At 63.2% G+C, this 15382-nt stretch carries 14 protein-coding genes; 10 read left to right on the plus strand and 4 right to left on the minus strand.

Annotated features, from left to right (window positions below):
- From htpG to ACIQ17_RS21495, 3 genes are all read left to right on the plus strand, one after another.
- Nucleotides 1-1507, plus strand: a 1507-nt coding sequence (gene htpG / locus ACIQ17_RS21485; protein ID WP_398471145.1) for a molecular chaperone HtpG, incomplete at its 5' end; no start/stop codon positions are given.
- Nucleotides 1508-1624: 117 nt separating this feature from the next.
- Nucleotides 1625-1846 carry a hypothetical protein gene (locus ACIQ17_RS21490; protein ID WP_398471146.1) on the plus strand — a complete coding sequence of 74 codons (222 nt, stop codon included), beginning with the start codon at nucleotides 1625-1627 and terminating at the stop codon, nucleotides 1844-1846.
- A gap of 130 nt (nucleotides 1847-1976) precedes the next feature.
- Nucleotides 1977-3182, plus strand: a complete 1206-nt coding sequence (locus ACIQ17_RS21495) for an ABC transporter substrate-binding protein (protein WP_398471147.1) — start codon at nucleotides 1977-1979, stop codon at nucleotides 3180-3182.
- Between the two features lie 70 nt (nucleotides 3183-3252).
- Here the strand turns inward: ACIQ17_RS21495 and ACIQ17_RS21500 are convergent, their stop codons facing one another.
- From ACIQ17_RS21500 to ACIQ17_RS21515, 4 genes are read right to left on the minus strand one after another with little or no spacing between them, the layout of a single operon-like run.
- The gene (locus ACIQ17_RS21500; RefSeq protein WP_398471148.1) at nucleotides 3253-4335 is read right to left on the minus strand and encodes a lipocalin-like domain-containing protein; all 1083 of its coding nucleotides are present in this window, start codon (nucleotides 4333-4335) and stop codon (nucleotides 3253-3255) included.
- Nucleotides 4325-6787, minus strand: coding sequence for an FtsX-like permease family protein (locus tag ACIQ17_RS21505; protein WP_398471149.1), 2463 nt, complete (start codon nucleotides 6785-6787; stop codon nucleotides 4325-4327). The genes ACIQ17_RS21500 and ACIQ17_RS21505 overlap by 11 nt, the downstream gene beginning before the upstream one ends.
- Nucleotides 6784-7437, minus strand: coding sequence for an ABC transporter ATP-binding protein (locus tag ACIQ17_RS21510; protein WP_398471151.1), 654 nt, complete (start codon nucleotides 7435-7437; stop codon nucleotides 6784-6786). Before ACIQ17_RS21510 ends, ACIQ17_RS21505 begins: the two co-directional genes overlap by 4 nt.
- Nucleotides 7438-7490: 53 nt before the next feature.
- Nucleotides 7491-8708 carry an MFS transporter gene (locus ACIQ17_RS21515; RefSeq protein WP_398471152.1) on the minus strand — a complete coding sequence of 406 codons (1218 nt, stop codon included), beginning with the start codon at nucleotides 8706-8708 and terminating at the stop codon, nucleotides 7491-7493.
- A 282-nt stretch (nucleotides 8709-8990) separates the two neighbouring features.
- Here ACIQ17_RS21515 and ACIQ17_RS21520 point away from each other — a divergent pair, with 282 nt between their 5' ends.
- The 7 genes from ACIQ17_RS21520 to ACIQ17_RS21550 all read left to right on the plus strand — a co-directional run bounded on the left by ACIQ17_RS21520 (nucleotide 8991) and on the right by ACIQ17_RS21550 (nucleotide 15305).
- Entirely contained in the window at nucleotides 8991-9698 is a 708-nt protein-coding gene (locus tag ACIQ17_RS21520) for a Crp/Fnr family transcriptional regulator (protein ID WP_398471153.1), read from the plus strand.
- Nucleotides 9699-9806: 108 nt separating this feature from the next.
- Complete coding sequence (ccoN, locus tag ACIQ17_RS21525) at nucleotides 9807-11438, plus strand: cytochrome-c oxidase, cbb3-type subunit I (protein ID WP_398471161.1); 1632 nt, start codon at nucleotides 9807-9809, stop codon at nucleotides 11436-11438.
- Between the two features lie 10 nt (nucleotides 11439-11448).
- Nucleotides 11449-12183 carry a cytochrome-c oxidase, cbb3-type subunit II gene (ccoO, locus tag ACIQ17_RS21530; protein ID WP_398471154.1) on the plus strand — a complete coding sequence of 245 codons (735 nt, stop codon included), beginning with the start codon at nucleotides 11449-11451 and terminating at the stop codon, nucleotides 12181-12183.
- A gap of 9 nt (nucleotides 12184-12192) precedes the next feature.
- The gene (locus ACIQ17_RS21535; RefSeq protein WP_398471156.1) at nucleotides 12193-12357 is read left to right on the plus strand and encodes a cbb3-type cytochrome oxidase subunit 3; all 165 of its coding nucleotides are present in this window, start codon (nucleotides 12193-12195) and stop codon (nucleotides 12355-12357) included.
- 7 nt (nucleotides 12358-12364) lie between these two features.
- A complete protein-coding gene (gene ccoP, locus ACIQ17_RS21540; RefSeq protein WP_398471157.1) occupies nucleotides 12365-13240 on the plus strand; it encodes a cytochrome-c oxidase, cbb3-type subunit III in 876 nt (291 codons plus the stop codon).
- Between the two features lie 101 nt (nucleotides 13241-13341).
- Nucleotides 13342-14784, plus strand: coding sequence for a cytochrome c oxidase accessory protein CcoG (gene ccoG / locus ACIQ17_RS21545; RefSeq protein WP_398471158.1), 1443 nt, complete (start codon nucleotides 13342-13344; stop codon nucleotides 14782-14784).
- A gap of 11 nt (nucleotides 14785-14795) precedes the next feature.
- A complete protein-coding gene (locus ACIQ17_RS21550) occupies nucleotides 14796-15305 on the plus strand; it encodes a FixH family protein (protein WP_398471159.1) in 510 nt (169 codons plus the stop codon).
- Nucleotides 15306-15382 lie beyond the last annotated feature (77 nt).

Consider the following 15382-nt stretch of genomic DNA (forward strand, 5'->3'; position numbering starts at 1 on the left):
CCTGATCGGCCAGTTCGGCGTCGGCTTCTATGCGGCCTTCATGGTAGCCGAGAAGATCATCGTCACCTCGCGCCGCGCCGGTACCCATGATGCGTTTACGTGGACGTCGACGGGCGGCGCCGGATTTGAGATCGCGCAGCTCAATGACGGCATGAGCGTGCCCTCCGGCACCTCGATCGAGCTGCAGCTCAAGGATGATGCGAAGAAGTATCTCGAAGCTTACGAGATCGAGCGCATCGTCACGTCCTATTCGGACAACATCCAGTTTCCGATCATGCTCAAGGACGGCGATGCCGAACCGAAGCAGATCAATTCGGCCAGCGCGCTGTGGCAGCGCTCGAAGTCGGAGCTGACGCCCGAAGACTACAGCAAGGCCTACAAGTCCATCGCGCACGCTTATGACGAGCCGGCGATGACGCTGCATTATCGCGCCGAAGGCCGCTACTCCTACGCCGTGCTGCTGTTCGCACCGGAATCGAAGCCGTTCGATCTGTTCGAGCCCGAGCGCAAGGGTCGCGTGAAGCTCTATGTCCGCCGTGTCTTCATCACCGACGATGCGGACCTGCTGCCATCCTATCTGCGCTTCATCCGTGGTGTCATCGATGCCGAGGACCTGCCGCTCAACCTGTCGCGCGAGATGTTGCAGAACAATCCGCAGCTCGCCCAGATCAAGAAGGCGGTGGCGACGCGTGTCGTCAGCGAGTTCGAGACGCTGGCCGAAAAGGACGCCGAGACTTTCACGAAGATCTGGGATGCATTTGGCCCGGTGCTGAAGGAAGGCATCTATGAGGACTTCGAGCGCCGCGAAAAACTGCTGGCGCTGTCGCGCTTCACCACCACGTCGGGCGAAAAGCGCACGCTGAAGCAGTATGTGGCCGATCTGAAGCCGAACCAGACCGAGATCTATTATCTCGCTGGCGACAGCCTTGATCGCCTGAAGTCGAATCCGAAGCTCGAAGCCGCCAAGTCGCGCGGCATCGAGGTGCTGCTGCTGTCGGATGCGGTAGATGCGTTCTGGACCTCGGCCCCGCTGGAATATGAAGGCAAGCCGCTGAAGTCGCTGAGCCAGGGCGAGGTCAATCTCGACCTGATCCCGCAGGTCGAAGAGGACAACAAGGACGAGCCCAAGCCCGATGCCGCCGACGAAGCCTCGACCATCGCCGTGATCAAGGAAGCGCTCGGTGAGCGCGTCTCCGATGTGAAGGCCTCGACGCGCCTCACCACCTCGGCCTCGTGTCTTGTCGCCGGTGGTCGCGGTCCGGATCGCGAGCTCGAACGCATGCTGGCGATGCAGAATCGCGGCAGCGTCACCAAGCCGATCCTCGAGATCAATCTGCGCCACCCGCTGGTGACGAAGATCGCGGGCGCCGACAAGGCTGCAGGCGGCGAGGCGTCGGACATCGCGTTCCTGCTGCTGGAACAGGCGCAGATTCTCGACGGCGAACTGCCGGAAGATCCGGCGGCATTTGCAACGCGCCTTAATCGGCTGGTGCTGCGCGGGCTGTGATTGCCGCGGTGTCGTAGCCCGGGTGAAGCGCAGCGTAACCCGGGTACCGGCGTTTCAATTAGCTCTGCTGTCCCCGGATTGCGCTGCGCTCCATCCGGGCTACGGAAGGAATCGTCCATGAGTGCTGTCTTCGAGAAACTGATCGGCAAATATGCCGAGCGCGGTGATTTCGAGCGCCTGAAGCAATATCAGGCCGACCGCATTGCCTGGATCGAGAGCATCCGCAACGGCACCTATGAGAAGATGCATCTGGTCGAGGACAATGACCCGGTGCCGCTGATCGCCGAGATCGAACGCGAACTCGCCTGCATCGAGGCGGCGCTGAAGAAGCAGCACTGAGCGCGGCGGTCGGCTCTGCCGCTACGCCAAATGACACTTCGGTGATCGCGCCGCATCATCCGAAAGTCACACTCGCCAGTTGCAATCATCTCCCATAGTGTGCCGCCCATAAAAATCCTGGGAGGCACTCATGAAGCTTGGACTGACGTCCGCTGCCGCGCTTTGCGGCCTTTTCCTTGCCACTTCGACGCTGACGCCCGCTGCGGCGCAGGGTGTCAAGATCGGCATCCTCAACGATCAGTCCGGCGTCTATGCCGATTACGGCGGCAAGTGGTCGCTCGAAGCCGCCAGGATGGCGGTGCAAGATTTCGGTGGCGAAGTGCTGGGCGGCAAGGTCGAACTGGTCACCGCCGATCACCAGAACAAGCCGGATCTGGCTGCCGCCATCGCGCGCCGCTGGTACGATGTCGAGAATGTCGACATGATCACCGAACTGACCACGTCCTCGGTGGCGCTGGCGGTGCAGGAGCTCTCCGCGCAGGCCAAGAAGATCGATATCGTGGTGGGTGCCGCGACCTCGCGCATCACCGGTGATGCCTGCACGCCCTATGGCTTCCACTGGTCGTTCGACACCCGCGCACTCGGTGTCGGCACCGGCGGCGCTCTGACCGAGACCGGCGGCGACACCTGGTTCTTCCTCACGGCCGATTATGCCTTCGGCTATTCGCTGGAGAAGGACACCGGCGACATCGTGAAGTCGAAGGGCGGCAAGGTGCTCGGCGCCGTGCGTCATCCGCTGAATTCGTCGGATTTCTCATCCTTCCTGCTGCAGGCGCAGGCGTCGAAGGCCAAGGTCATCGGCCTCGCCAATGCCGGTCTCGACACCACCAATGCGGTGAAGCAGGCGGCTGAATTCGGCATCGTCGCCGGCGGCCAGAAGCTGGCCGGCCTGCTGCTGACGCTGGCGGAAGTCCATGGCCTCGGCCTCAATGCGGCGCAAGGCCTGGTGTTGACGGAATCCTTCTATTGGGATCGCGATGACAAATCGCGCGAATTCGCCGAGCGCTTCTTCAAGCGCACCCAGCGCATGCCGAACATGATCCAGGCCGGCACCTATTCGGCGACACTGTCCTATCTGAAAGCCGTGAAGGCCGCCGGCACCAAGGACTCCGACGCGGTCGTCAAGAAGCTGAAGGAGCTGCCGGTGGACGACGCCTTCGCCCAGGGCGGCAAGGTGCAGGCCAATGGCCGCATGGTGAAGGACCTCTATCTGTTCGAGGTCAAGAAGCCGTCGGAATCCAAGAAGCCCTGGGATTACTACAAGCAGCTCGCCGTGGTGCCCGCAGCGTCTGCATTCCCGCTCGCGAAGGACAGTGGTTGCCCGCTGACAAAATAAGCGCGCTCTTTCTTAGCCTCTCCCCGCGCATTGCGGGGAGAGGGCATCGCGTGCCGTCGCTCTGATCGTGTTAGTACCCGGTCATCTCCAGATATCCCTCGCCGTCATGCGATCCGCTGAATCGCACCGGCCCCTCCCAATAGGCGAAGCTCGTCGACATCCAGCTCCGTGCATTCAGCGGTGTGGTCTCGATCTGCAATCCGCGCGATGCGATGGCAATTCGCCATGCCGTTGGAATCTTGCGGTCCGCGATCTCCGTCATTGCCATCGGCGTCATGGCGATCGCGTCGGATGCAAGCTGAACCGACTTGCCTTCCGCCGTGATCCAGTTGCCGGCGAAATAGTGGCTGCCATCCTTCTGGCGTAGCCGGAACAGCATCAGCTTTTCATCGCCGGGCAAATGCAGCGAGAACCAGTCCCAGCCGGTCTGGTCCGAGGCAAGCGGCTGGCTCGAATATTCACGGTCCATCCAGGCGCGACCGGTGACGGCGATGTCTTTCCCGTCGATCGCAAGCGTGCCGGACGCCGTGAAATAAGGCTGGCTGTAATAGTAGGACGCCTGCCCACGCTCGGATTTGCGGCTGTAACCCGCGTTGCCCTGTAGCACCAAAGGCTGCTCTGCATCGAGGCGAAGGCGATAGCTGAATGTCTCTGCCGATGCCGAAACCGCGAGCGGCGCCACATTTATGTCGGAGAAGCCATCGAGCCCGCGCATCTCCCATGCGTCGATCCAGGCACGGAATGGCGTGGCGGTCACGCCGGCCTGTCCGATGCCGCCGCGTGCAAAAGTCTCCGCCGAGTGATGGGCTGTGGCGGACGTAACGCCGGCATGGCCCATCCACACCTGCGGTGTCGCCCAGCCTGAGTCCTGTGTGCTCGGCGCCATCGCCTGCCGGAACAGGGTCCATTGCGCGCCATAGGCATTGCCCGAAGCGTCCGTGAGATTGGCGGTGAGGTACCACCATTCGATGCGGAATTCGGGATGCGGGCCGTGATCCGTCGGGAAGGTCAGCGCACGGCCGGGCAGCACCGGTGCAAAGCCATCGGCATCGCGGCCGAGCCCGGCAAAGCCCTGGGCCAGCGCGCGAGGCACGCCAAGCCCCATCAGCGCGAGGCCGCCGACCGCGCTGCGTCGTGTGAGCCTAGCGCTCATTGGCGAACACCTTCACGAGTTCGGCCGGTTGCATCCGCAGCAGTTTGAGGATTGGCAACAGCGAAGCCAATAGCGCCGCCAGCATCGCGACGCCGAGCAACTCGATCAGCTGCAGTGGGAACACATAGAACGGCAGCCGCCAGCCGAAGGCCTTCACGTTGACGATGGCGATCAGGCACCACGCCACCAGCAGGCCTAGTGGGAGCGCCAGCAGCGAGGTGATCAGCGCCACGCACATGGTCTTGAGCAATTCGATGCCGGCAAGTCGTCGCCGCGTCAGGCCGATGGCCCAGAGCGGCGCCAGTTGCGGCAGCCGTGAATTGCTCAGCGTCAGCAGGCTGGTGAGCAGCGCAACGCCGGCGACGCCGAGCGTGAAGGCATTGAGCGCAGAAGTTACGGCGAAGGTGCGGTTGAAGATGCCGAGCGACTCCTTCTTCACGCTGGCCTGATCGGCGAGGTTGCGGCCGTCGAGGCCGAAACGCGCGCGGATCGCGTCGATCACGATCGGGACATTCTCCGGCGCCACGCGCAACCCCATGCGCGTTTGCGGGCTATCTGGAAAATGCCGAAGCAGTGCATCGACATTGACGGCGAGCTGGCCCTTGGGGTTGCCGTAGTCGGCATAGATGGCGACGACCTGCATGACCCATGGGCCGCTGGGCGTCGGCACAGTGATGTTCTGGCTGATGGCCAGGTTCATCCGTCGCGACAATTGCTCGCTGACCAGCGCACCATCGCCCGCGCGAACGCGATCCCAGGCATCCCGCCTGGCCTCGAGCAGCGGCCAGTGATCCCGGAAGGTCGCATGGTCGGGAAGGCCATTGATCTCCATCGGCGCGCCAGCGAGTTGGATTTCGGCCCGACTGCCGGGCAATATGGCCTGCACGTCACGTCGCTGCTTCAGCCAATCCTTGAGTTCGCGGGCCTGTGTGTCGCTTGCAGCGTTGATATAGACTTCGGACGACAGCCGGCCATCGAGCCAACCGACGAAGGTGCGGCTAAAACTCTCCACCATCGTGCCGACGCCGACATTCACCGCCAGCGCCAGCAGCAGGGCCATCAGCGCGAGCGAGAGGCCGGAGAGTTGCAGGCGGCTGTCAGCCCAGAACCAGGTAAGGATCGGCCGACGCGTGCTGCGTTCACCAGCGGCAAGGACGAGGCCAAGCAGGACCGGCAAGGCGAGCGCAGCACCAAGCAGCAAAGCGGCAAGCACGGCGAAGCCGGCAACCAGCGAATCGCCGAACCACAGCACGATCGCCGCTGCGGCGAAGACGAGCAATGCGCCAGCCCCTTGCAATCGCAACCAGCGATGCTGCGCCTGTTGCCAGGCATAAGGCTGCGCGGTGGCCAGCAGCGGCAGGCGCACGGCCTTGAGCAGGCTCGATGTCGCGGCCAGCAGGGCGCCGATCACCGAGATCGCAAGGCCGGCCAGCCACCATTCCGGCTTCAGCGTGAGTTGGCCGGGGATCTGCGCGCCATAGAGACCGCGCAGGCTGGCGGCGACATCGGGCAACAGCGACGCTGCGATGACGTAGCCACCAACGAGGCCGATAATGCCCGCCATCAGTGCGATGCTGACGAGTTCGATGATCAGCACGATGTTGAGCTGTCGTGCGGAGACGCCGCAGGCGCGAAGTGTGCGCAGCATCGGCAGGCGTTGTTCGAAGCCCAGGCCAATGGCGGAATTGACGATGAACAGGCCGACAAAGAAGGAGAGCAGGCCGAAAGCGGTGAGATTGAGATGGAAACTGTCAGTGAGGCGTTCGAGATCGGTCTCGCTCTCGGGCTGCACGATGCGGAACTGTTGTCCGACCACGCTCTCCAGCGCCGGACGCGGGCCTTTCGCCTTGCCGATCAGGAGACGCGTGACCTGATCAGGCATGGCCAGCAATGTCTGCGCGATGCCGATATCGACCACGACGACGCCGGGCGCTAGGGCGGGCTGCAGTTTCAACGGCGGCAGCATGCGGCCATTGCCCAGCGCCGGTGTCATGCCTTCGCGCAGGCCAAGTTCGGTCATCGTCTCACGCGAGATCAGTGCCTGGCCGGGCGGCGCGATGAAGGCCTGTGCGCCGGACGTTCCGATCTCGGCGGCGGCGCTGGCTTCGGGCGGCATGGTCAACGGCTCGATGCCGAGCAGGCGCACGCTGCGGCCTTCGATCTGGGCGCGGGCTTCGAGCACGGGCGATACCGGCCAGCCCGCGCGCCGGAGATCGACGAACAGTTTTTGCGGGAATGCGCCACCGCTCGGCGACACCAGCATCGGTGTGCGCGTGCCGCCGAATGCCGCGGCGGCGCGGTCATAGCTCGTGCGGGCCTGCTGGTTCAGCGCCTGCACGCCGCTCCAGAGTGCGGTGGCGGCGATCAGGCCGATCATCAGCGTGGCGAATTGCAGCGGATGCCGGCGCCAGTGGCTGAGCAGCACGGCGAGGATCCACAGCGCGCGCCTCACGCGATCAGTCCCGCATGAAGATGAATGTGACGATCGAGCAGCGCGGCGAGGCGCTCGCTATGGGTCACCATCAGGAAGCCGCAGCCACTGCGGGTGACAAGATCGCGAACGAGGCGCATCACCTCATTGGCGGTGTCCTCGTCCAGATTGCCGGTGGGTTCGTCGGCAAGCAGCAGCGCCGGCTTCGCGGCCAGCGCGCGTCCGATCGCCACGCGTTGCTGCTGACCACCCGACAGCTGCTCGGGATAGCGCTTGAGCAGAGAGCCGAGGCCGAGACGTTCGATCAACTCGCTCTGCCAGGGCGCGTCATGGCGGCCGGAAATGCGCGACTGGAAGGCAAGGTTGTCGGCGACCGAGAGCGACGGGATCAGGTTGAATTGCTGGAACACCAGCCCGAGCCGATCGCGGCGAAGCGTGGCACGCTCGGCATCGTTCAGTCCGGTGACGGTGACATCCCCCAGCATGATCTCACCGCCATCGGCTGCATCGAGGCCGGCGATCAGGTGCAGCAGCGTGCTTTTGCCGCTGCCGCTCTCGCCGGTCAGCGCGACGCTCTCACCGGCGGCGACGGCAAGATCGACCCCGCGGAGAACCGCAACATCTTCCTGTGCGGATCGATAGGATTTGGTGAGATGGCGAACCGTGAGCATGTCCCGCCATCCTAGCAAGGATGGCGCGCCAGATCACGGCTTCAATGCGTCGCCTATGCGATTGCAGCCTTGCGCGGCTTGCGTTCCGACACCATCGCCAGCAACACCGTCGCCAGCATGAAGCAGGCCGATGCGCCGAATACCCAGTGCGGCATGGCGTGGTCCATGAACCAGCCGAACATGATCGGCGAGACGATGCCGCTGAAGTTGAAGCCGGTGGAGACGATGCCGAACGCGCGTCCCGCCGCGCCGGGCGGTGCCGCCTGTCGCACCAGCATGTCACGCGAGGGCGTGATCACGCCGCCGAGGAAACCTGCGACGGTCATGGCGGCGACGATCGCCCATGCGGGCGGGGAGAACACTGCAATGGCGCCGATGATGGCGGCGTTGATGGTGAAGCAGACGGCGGCGACACGGCTGTGATGCACCGTGCGATCCGCAAGCCAGCCGCCGGCCAGCACACCGACGGCACTGGCGGCGAGGAACGAGGTCAACGCGATATTGGCCGACGACAGCGTGATGCCATAGCCATTCATCAGCGCGACGATGCCGAAGCTGTTGATGCCGCCTTGTGAGAGCGCCAGCAGGGTGAAGAACAGCGTCAGCATCATGATCGCGGGGGTCATCACGCTGACCTTCGGCGCTTCCGCGCCGCCGGCCCTGCGGGCCTGTGCAGCACCGGCATCGGGAATACCCACCACGATCAGCATCAGCGCAATGGCCACGCCGATGCCGCCGGCCACGATCAGCGCGCCCGCGCCACCGACCGAGGCCAGCAGCGCGACCATCATGGGAGGCGCCACCGCGCCGCCGACAAAGCCGGCAAAGGTGTGGATCGAGAAAGCGCGGCCCATCTTGGACTCGTCCATATGAGCGGCGAGGATGGCGTAATCGGCGGGGTGATAGACGCTGTTGGCGAGGCCGAGCAGGCCGGCACAGATGATCAGCGCGGGATAATTGAGAAATAGGCCCAGACCGACCAGCGCGCAGCCGCCGAGCAACACACCCAGGATCAGGATGATGCGGGCGCCGACGCGATCGACCAGGAAGCCGATCGGCGCCTGGGTCAGGCCGGAGACCACGGCGAAGGTGGTGAGCGCAAAGCCGAGATCGATATAGCTGACGCCGAGCCGGTCCTTGAGGAAGGGAAACAGCATCGGCAGCACGAAGATGTGGAAATGGCTCACCCAATGCGCGATCGAGATCGCGGTCAGGGTCCGGTTGGCCGAAGCCGCCGGTGCATCGGCTGCCGTGGCCGGAATATCGACCATACTGGTTTCCACCCTCTAACGTGTTGTTCAAGGTCGAGAATTTCCAGTTATCCGTAGGGCCCGCGCGGCAATTTGTCCATCAACGGGGCAACATGCTGCCATTGCAGGCAACGCAGGGGAGGGGTGGCTCCCTCTTAACCTCTCCCCGCATCTTGCGCGGGGGGAGGTTACCGCGCGTCGCTGCAACTTCCTCGATTGATGCACGTCAATGCTGACTTCACCCGACAGTTTACCCCGGTGATGCCGCGCAACGTCGCTCGGCGTCACACAACCGGGGGAGACATGACACAGCAGATGGCGGCTTCGTCCTTCGTGCCCTGCGCGACCGCATCCGGTCCTTCGACCGGTTTCCTGTCCCGCCTCAATTTCAATGACCGTCGGCAATTGATGGCGCTGGGCGAACGCGTTCCGCGCGGCGCCAATGAAGTCCTGTTCGCGCAGGGAGCGCCTGCGGCGCGTTGCTTCAGCGTGATCGAGGGCGTCGTCTGCCTGTCGCGCGGGATCGGTGACGTCAGGCGCCAGATCGTCGGCTTCGCGCTTCCCGGTGATGCGCTGGAGATTGCAGCCCAGCAGCGCCACGAAGTGTCCGCTGCCACCATCGGACCTGCTCTCGTCTGGGAAATCGCGCGCGAGAGCTTTGCGCAATTCGTCAGCCATCGACCCTATGTGCTGCATGCTGTCGTCGCGTCTGTCGCGACGGATCTCACCGATGCTCACGAGCAGATGTTTTCGCTCGGTCGTCGTCCCGCTGAAGAGAAACTCGCGAGCTTCCTCGCCGAATGGCGGCAGCGGCTGGTGCGGATCGGCAAGGATGTCGAGCCGCTGCCGCTGCCCATGAGCCGCAGGGATATCGCGGATTATCTCGGCCTCACCGTGGAAACCGTCTGTCGCACGCTGGCCAAGCTCGAGCGCCGCGGGGCGATCGAAATCCTGCCGGGGCGCGTGCGGCTGATCGTCGAGCCCGACGAGCTGTTGCGAAGCTGCGCATGACGACGTGGCTTTTGATGTCAATCAAGCCGCCGATGACGGCGATGTGATTGTTGGAATTGTTCTTGGGAAAGACTCATCATGGCAAGTCAAACTGACGGCGTGAAGTGGATGACGATCGGAGAGTCAGGACTCTCCGTCCTCTGCATCGCCACCGTGTTCCTCTCCATCATCGCTTCAGCCAAGGCTGAAGACGCGGCCTATGCGTTTCACGTCGCCGTGTTCGGCGCGGCCGCGCTGGTTTCGCTGTTCCTGATCGTCAATCGCTACTTCGAGCGGGGCGATCTCCCGCCGCAGGAAGTCAACGGCCTGCCGAACTACAATCTCGGCCCCATCAAGTTTGCTGCTGCGGCCTCGATGTTCTGGGGCATCGCCGGCTTTGTCGTCGGCCTGCTGATCGCGCTGCAGCTGGCATGGCCGGCACTCAATTTCGATCTGCCATGGACGAGTTTCGGTCGCCTGCGGCCGCTGCATACGTCGGCGGTCATCTTCGCCTTCGGCGGCAATGTGCTGATCGCCACCTCGTTCTATGTGGTACAGAAGACCGGTCGCACACGCCTTGCCGGTGATCTGTCGCCGTGGTTCGTCGTGCTTGGCTACAATCTCTTCATCGTGATTGCCGGCACCGGCTATCTGCTCGGCAATACGCAGGGCAAGGAATATGCAGAGCCGGAATGGTATGCCGACCTGTGGCTCACCATCGTCTGGGTGATGTATCTGCTGGTCTTTCTGGCGACGCTGATGAAGCGCCGGGAGCCGCATATCTTCGTCGCCAACTGGTTCTATCTCGCCTTCATCATCACCATCGCGGTGCTGCATCTCGGCAATAACCCGGCGCTGCCTGTCTCGATCTTCGGCTCCAAGTCCTATGTCGCCTGGGCCGGCGTGCAGGATGCCATGTTCCAGTGGTGGTACGGGCACAATGCGGTGGGCTTTTTCCTCACCGCCGGCTTCCTCGCCATCATGTATTACTTCATCCCGAAGCGCGCCGAGCGGCCGGTCTATTCCTATCGCCTCTCCATCGTGCATTTCTGGGCAATCATCTTCCTCTATATCTGGGCTGGTCCGCATCACCTGCACTACACGGCACTGCCGGACTGGACGCAGACGCTCGGCATGACCTTCTCGATCATGCTGTGGATGCCCTCCTGGGGCGGCATGATCAATGGCCTGATGACGCTGTCGGGCGCGTGGGACAAGCTGCGCACGGATCCGGTGCTGCGCATGCTCGTGGTCTCGGTGGCGTTTTACGGAATGGCGACCTTCGAAGGTCCGCTGATGTCCATCAAGGTCGTCAACTCGCTCAGCCATTACACCGACTGGACCATCGGCCACGTGCATTCCGGTGCGCTCGGTTGGGTCGGCTTCGTCTCCTTCGGCGCGCTGTACTGCCTGGTGCCGTGGCTGTGGAATCGCAAGGGCCTCTACAGCCTCAAGCTGGTGGAGTGGCACTTCTGGGTCGCGACGCTTGGCATCGTTCTCTACATCTCGGCGATGTGGGTCTCGGGCATCCTGCAGGGCTTGATGTGGCGTGCCTACACCTCGCTCGGCTTCCTCGAATATTCCTTCATCGAAAGCGTCGAGGCGATGCACCCCTTCTACATCATCCGTGCGGCAGGCGGCGGCCTGTTCCTGATCGGCGCACTGATCATGGCGTTCAATCTCTGGATGACCGTGCGCGGCGCCGGCGAAGCCCAATCCAGCGCGGAGCTCGACAATGTCGCGCTCCAGGCGGCCCAGTGAGGATCACACCATGTCGTTCTGGAGCAGACACCAAATCCTCGAGAAGAACTCGATCATCCTGATCGTGGGCATCATTCTCGTCATCGCCGTCGGCGGCATCGTTGAGATCGCGCCGCTGTTCTATCTCAAGAGCACCATCGAGAAGGTGGAGGGCATGCGTCCCTACACCCCGCTCGAACTCGCAGGCCGCAATGTCTATGTGCGCGAAGGCTGCTATCTCTGCCATTCGCAGATGGTGCGTCCGCTGCGCGACGAGGTGGAGCGCTATGGTCATTACTCGCTCGCGGCCGAGAGCATGTATGACCATCCGTTCCAGTGGGGTTCGAAGCGTACCGGACCCGATCTCGCCCGTGTCGGCGGCAAGTATTCGGACGAATGGCATGTCGCCCACCTGATCAAGCCGCAGGCGGTCGTGCCGCAGTCGGTGATGCCGGGCTACAAGTTCCTCGCCGATACGCCCGTCGATCCCGAGAGCATTGCAGGTCACCTGCGCACCAATCGCGCAGTCGGCGTGCCCTATACGGACGACCAAATCGCCAATGCGGTTGCCGATCTGAAGGCGCAGGCCGATCCCGACAATGGCGATATCGATGCCCTGGCCAAGCGCTATCCGAAGGCGGTGGCGCGCAATTTCGACGGCAAGCCGGGCTTGCCGACCGAGATGGATGCGCTCGTCGCCTATCTGCAGATGCTCGGCACGCTCGTCGATTTCAAACTTTACAACGACAAGGCCAACCTGCGCTGAGGACAGATCATGCGTGCCATCCTGACCGCCGAGAATTTCGCCTCGAGCCTCGTCCTCTCGCTGTGGACGCCACTGTTCGTCGGAATCTTCCTCGCCATCGTCACCTATGCGCTGTGGCCGCGCAACAAGGCCACGTTCGACGCAGCGGCGCAGATGCCGCTGCGAGAGGATTGATGCCATCATGAGCAGTCATCACGAAGAACTCGACCACGCCACCGGCACGACCACGACAGGTCATTCCTGGGATGGCATCAAGGAGCTCAACACGCCGCTGCCGCGCTGGTGGGTGTGGACCTTCTATCTCACCATCATCTGGGCGGTGGGCTACTGGGTCGTCTATCCGTCCTGGCCGCTGGTCTCCAGCTATGCCACCGGCGTGATCGGCTATTCGTCGCGCGCGGATATCAGCGCCGAGCTTGCCAATCTCGACAAGATCCGCGGTGACAAGCTGGCGGCGCTGAACAATGCGTCGCTGGAGCAGATCGCCAAGGATCCGGCCTTGCTGGCGCTGGCCCGCGCCAAGGGCAAGACCGTGTTCGGCGACAATTGCGCGCCGTGTCACGGCACCGGTGCCGCAGGCTCCAGGGGCTTCCCGAACCTCAATGACGACGACTGGCTGTGGGGCGGGTCACTGGACGCGATCGAGAAGACGATCAAGTTCGGTGCGCGCTCGGGCAATAGCGAAGCCCATGAAGGCGCCATGCTGGCCTTCGGCCGCGATGGTATCCTGAAGAAGGATGAGATCGTGACGGTGGCTAACTATGTCCGCGCGCTGGCGGGGCTGTCGACGGCAAAGGGCTATGACGCAGAAGCCGGCAAGAAGCTGTTCGCGGACAACTGCGCCTCCTGTCACGGCGACGCCGGCAAGGGCAACCAGGACATGGGCGCGCCCAATCTCACCGACGGCATCTGGCTGTATGGCTCCGATGAGGCCTCCATCATCCAGACGATCACCAATGGCCGCAACGGCGTGATGCCGGCCTGGATCGGCCGTCTTGATCCGGCGACCATCACGGCTCTGACGGTCTATGTGCATACCCTCGGGGGTGGACAATAAGTCATAGGGGCGTCCGGTCTGTTGCGGGCTCCCCTTTGACACACATCAATTGAAACGGACCGTCGAGGTCTAGGGTCATTCCAAAGAAGCGAGTGACCATCATGAACAAGCCAGTTCCTCCCTCGGAGATCGACTACGGCCCGCTTTATGCGCCGCAGAAGAAGGTCTATCCGCAGAAGGTGTCCGGCACGTTCCGGAATATCAAATGGGCGCTGATGGCGCTCTGCCTCGGCATCTATTACTTCCTGCCCTTCGTGCGCTGGGATCGCGGACCGGGCGCGCCGGATCAGGCGGTGCTGGTCGATCTCGTCAATGGCCGCTTCTACTTCTTCTTCATCGAGCTGTGGCCGCAGGAAGTCTATATCTTCACCGGTCTGCTGATCCTCGCAGCGCTCACACTGTTCCTCATGAACGCCGTGGGCGGTCGCATGTGGTGCGGCTATCTCTGCCCGCAGACGGTGTGGACCGATCTCTTCTTCGCCGTCGAGCGCCTGATCGAAGGCGATCGCCGCGAACGCATGAAGAAGGATGCCGCCAAGGGCATTACTCTGGAGCGTGTCGTCGAACTGACGTTGAAGCACTCGATCTGGCTGCTGATCGCCTGGTGGACCGGCGGCGCCTGGGTGCTCTATTTCAACGATGCGCCGACGCTGGTGAAGGAGCTCGTCACCTTCCAGGCGCCGATGCTCGCTTACATCTGGATCGCGATCCTCACGGCGACGACCTATGTGCTGGCCGGCTGGATGCGCGAGCAGGTTTGTCTCTACATGTGCCCATGGCCGCGCATTCAGGCGGCGCTCACCGACGAATGGGCGCTCAACGTCACCTATCGCCACGATCGCGGCGAACAGCGCATGTCGTTGAAGAAGTCGGCCGAAGCGCGCGCGGCGGGCAAGCCCGCGGGGGACTGCGTCGATTGTTATCAGTGCGTCAACGTCTGCCCGGTCGGCATCGACATCCGCAACGGGTTGCAGATGGATTGCATCCAGTGCGGGCTGTGCATCGATGCTTGTGACGGCGTGATGCAGAAGATCGGTCGGCCGACGCGCCTCATTGCCTATGACACCGACATCAATATCGCGCGCCGCCAGGCCGGCAAGACGAACATCACCAAGCTCGTCCGCCCGCGCACGATTGCCTATCTGGTGATGATCGCGCTGGTCGGCGGCGCCATCCTCTATGCACTCGCAACCCGGTCGATGCTGGATATCAGCGTCCTGCATGATCGCAACCCGATCTCGGTGCGTCTCGCCGATGGCTCTATCCGCAACGCCTATACGGTGCGCCTTCTCAACAAGCGTGACGACCGTGCGGTGGCGCTCGATGTCGAGGGCCTGACCCATGCGACGGTGCATGTGGTCGGGCAGGACACTGCTGCTTCGGGCCAGCCGCAGATCATCGTCGGCCGTGACCGCACCACTGAATTGCGTGTGCTGGTGACGGCGCCGGCATCCGCCGCCAGATCGACGCCGCTGACCATGCGCGTCACTGACGTCGCAAGCGGCGAGACTGCTGCCGCCCTCGATAATTTCGTCATGCCGTAAAGGAGACCGTCATGAGTGACGCTGCCACCACGACCGCGCCGGGACGTCCGATTACGGGCCGGTTCGTCCTGATCTGCCTCATCGTCTTTTTCGGCCTGATCATCGCGATGAATGTCGTGATGATGAAACTGGCCATCGAGACGCTACCCGGCACGGAAGTGGACAGTCCCTATGCTGCCAGTCTCGCTTACGGCAACGAGATCGAGGCTGCCCGGGCACAGGCGACGCGTGGCTGGGCGGTTGTCGCGCATGTTGCGCGTGACGGTGATGGTGGTGCTTCGGTGCGCGTCGAGGCGAGGGACCGTGATGGCAGGCCGCTCACTGATGTCGTGTTCACCGGGCGGCTCGAGCGGCCGGCCGATCGTCGCTCCGATCAGGTGGTCGAACTGGTTGCCATCGGCGGCGCCGTCTTTCGCGGCCGCGTCGCGCAGCTTGCTGCCGGGCAATGGGATCTGGTGCTGGAAGGTGATAATAAGGGCGAGCGCGTTTTCCTGTCGCGCAACCGCGTCATCCTGAAATAGGCCGCGTCATGCAGTCGCTCGTCTATCTCATCCCGCTGGCGCTGGCGCTTGGAGGTCTCGGTCTTTGGGGCTTTCTG

The sequence above is a fragment of the Tardiphaga sp. genome (assembly GCF_044340795.1).
GTDB lineage: Bacteria > Pseudomonadota > Alphaproteobacteria > Rhizobiales > Xanthobacteraceae > Tardiphaga.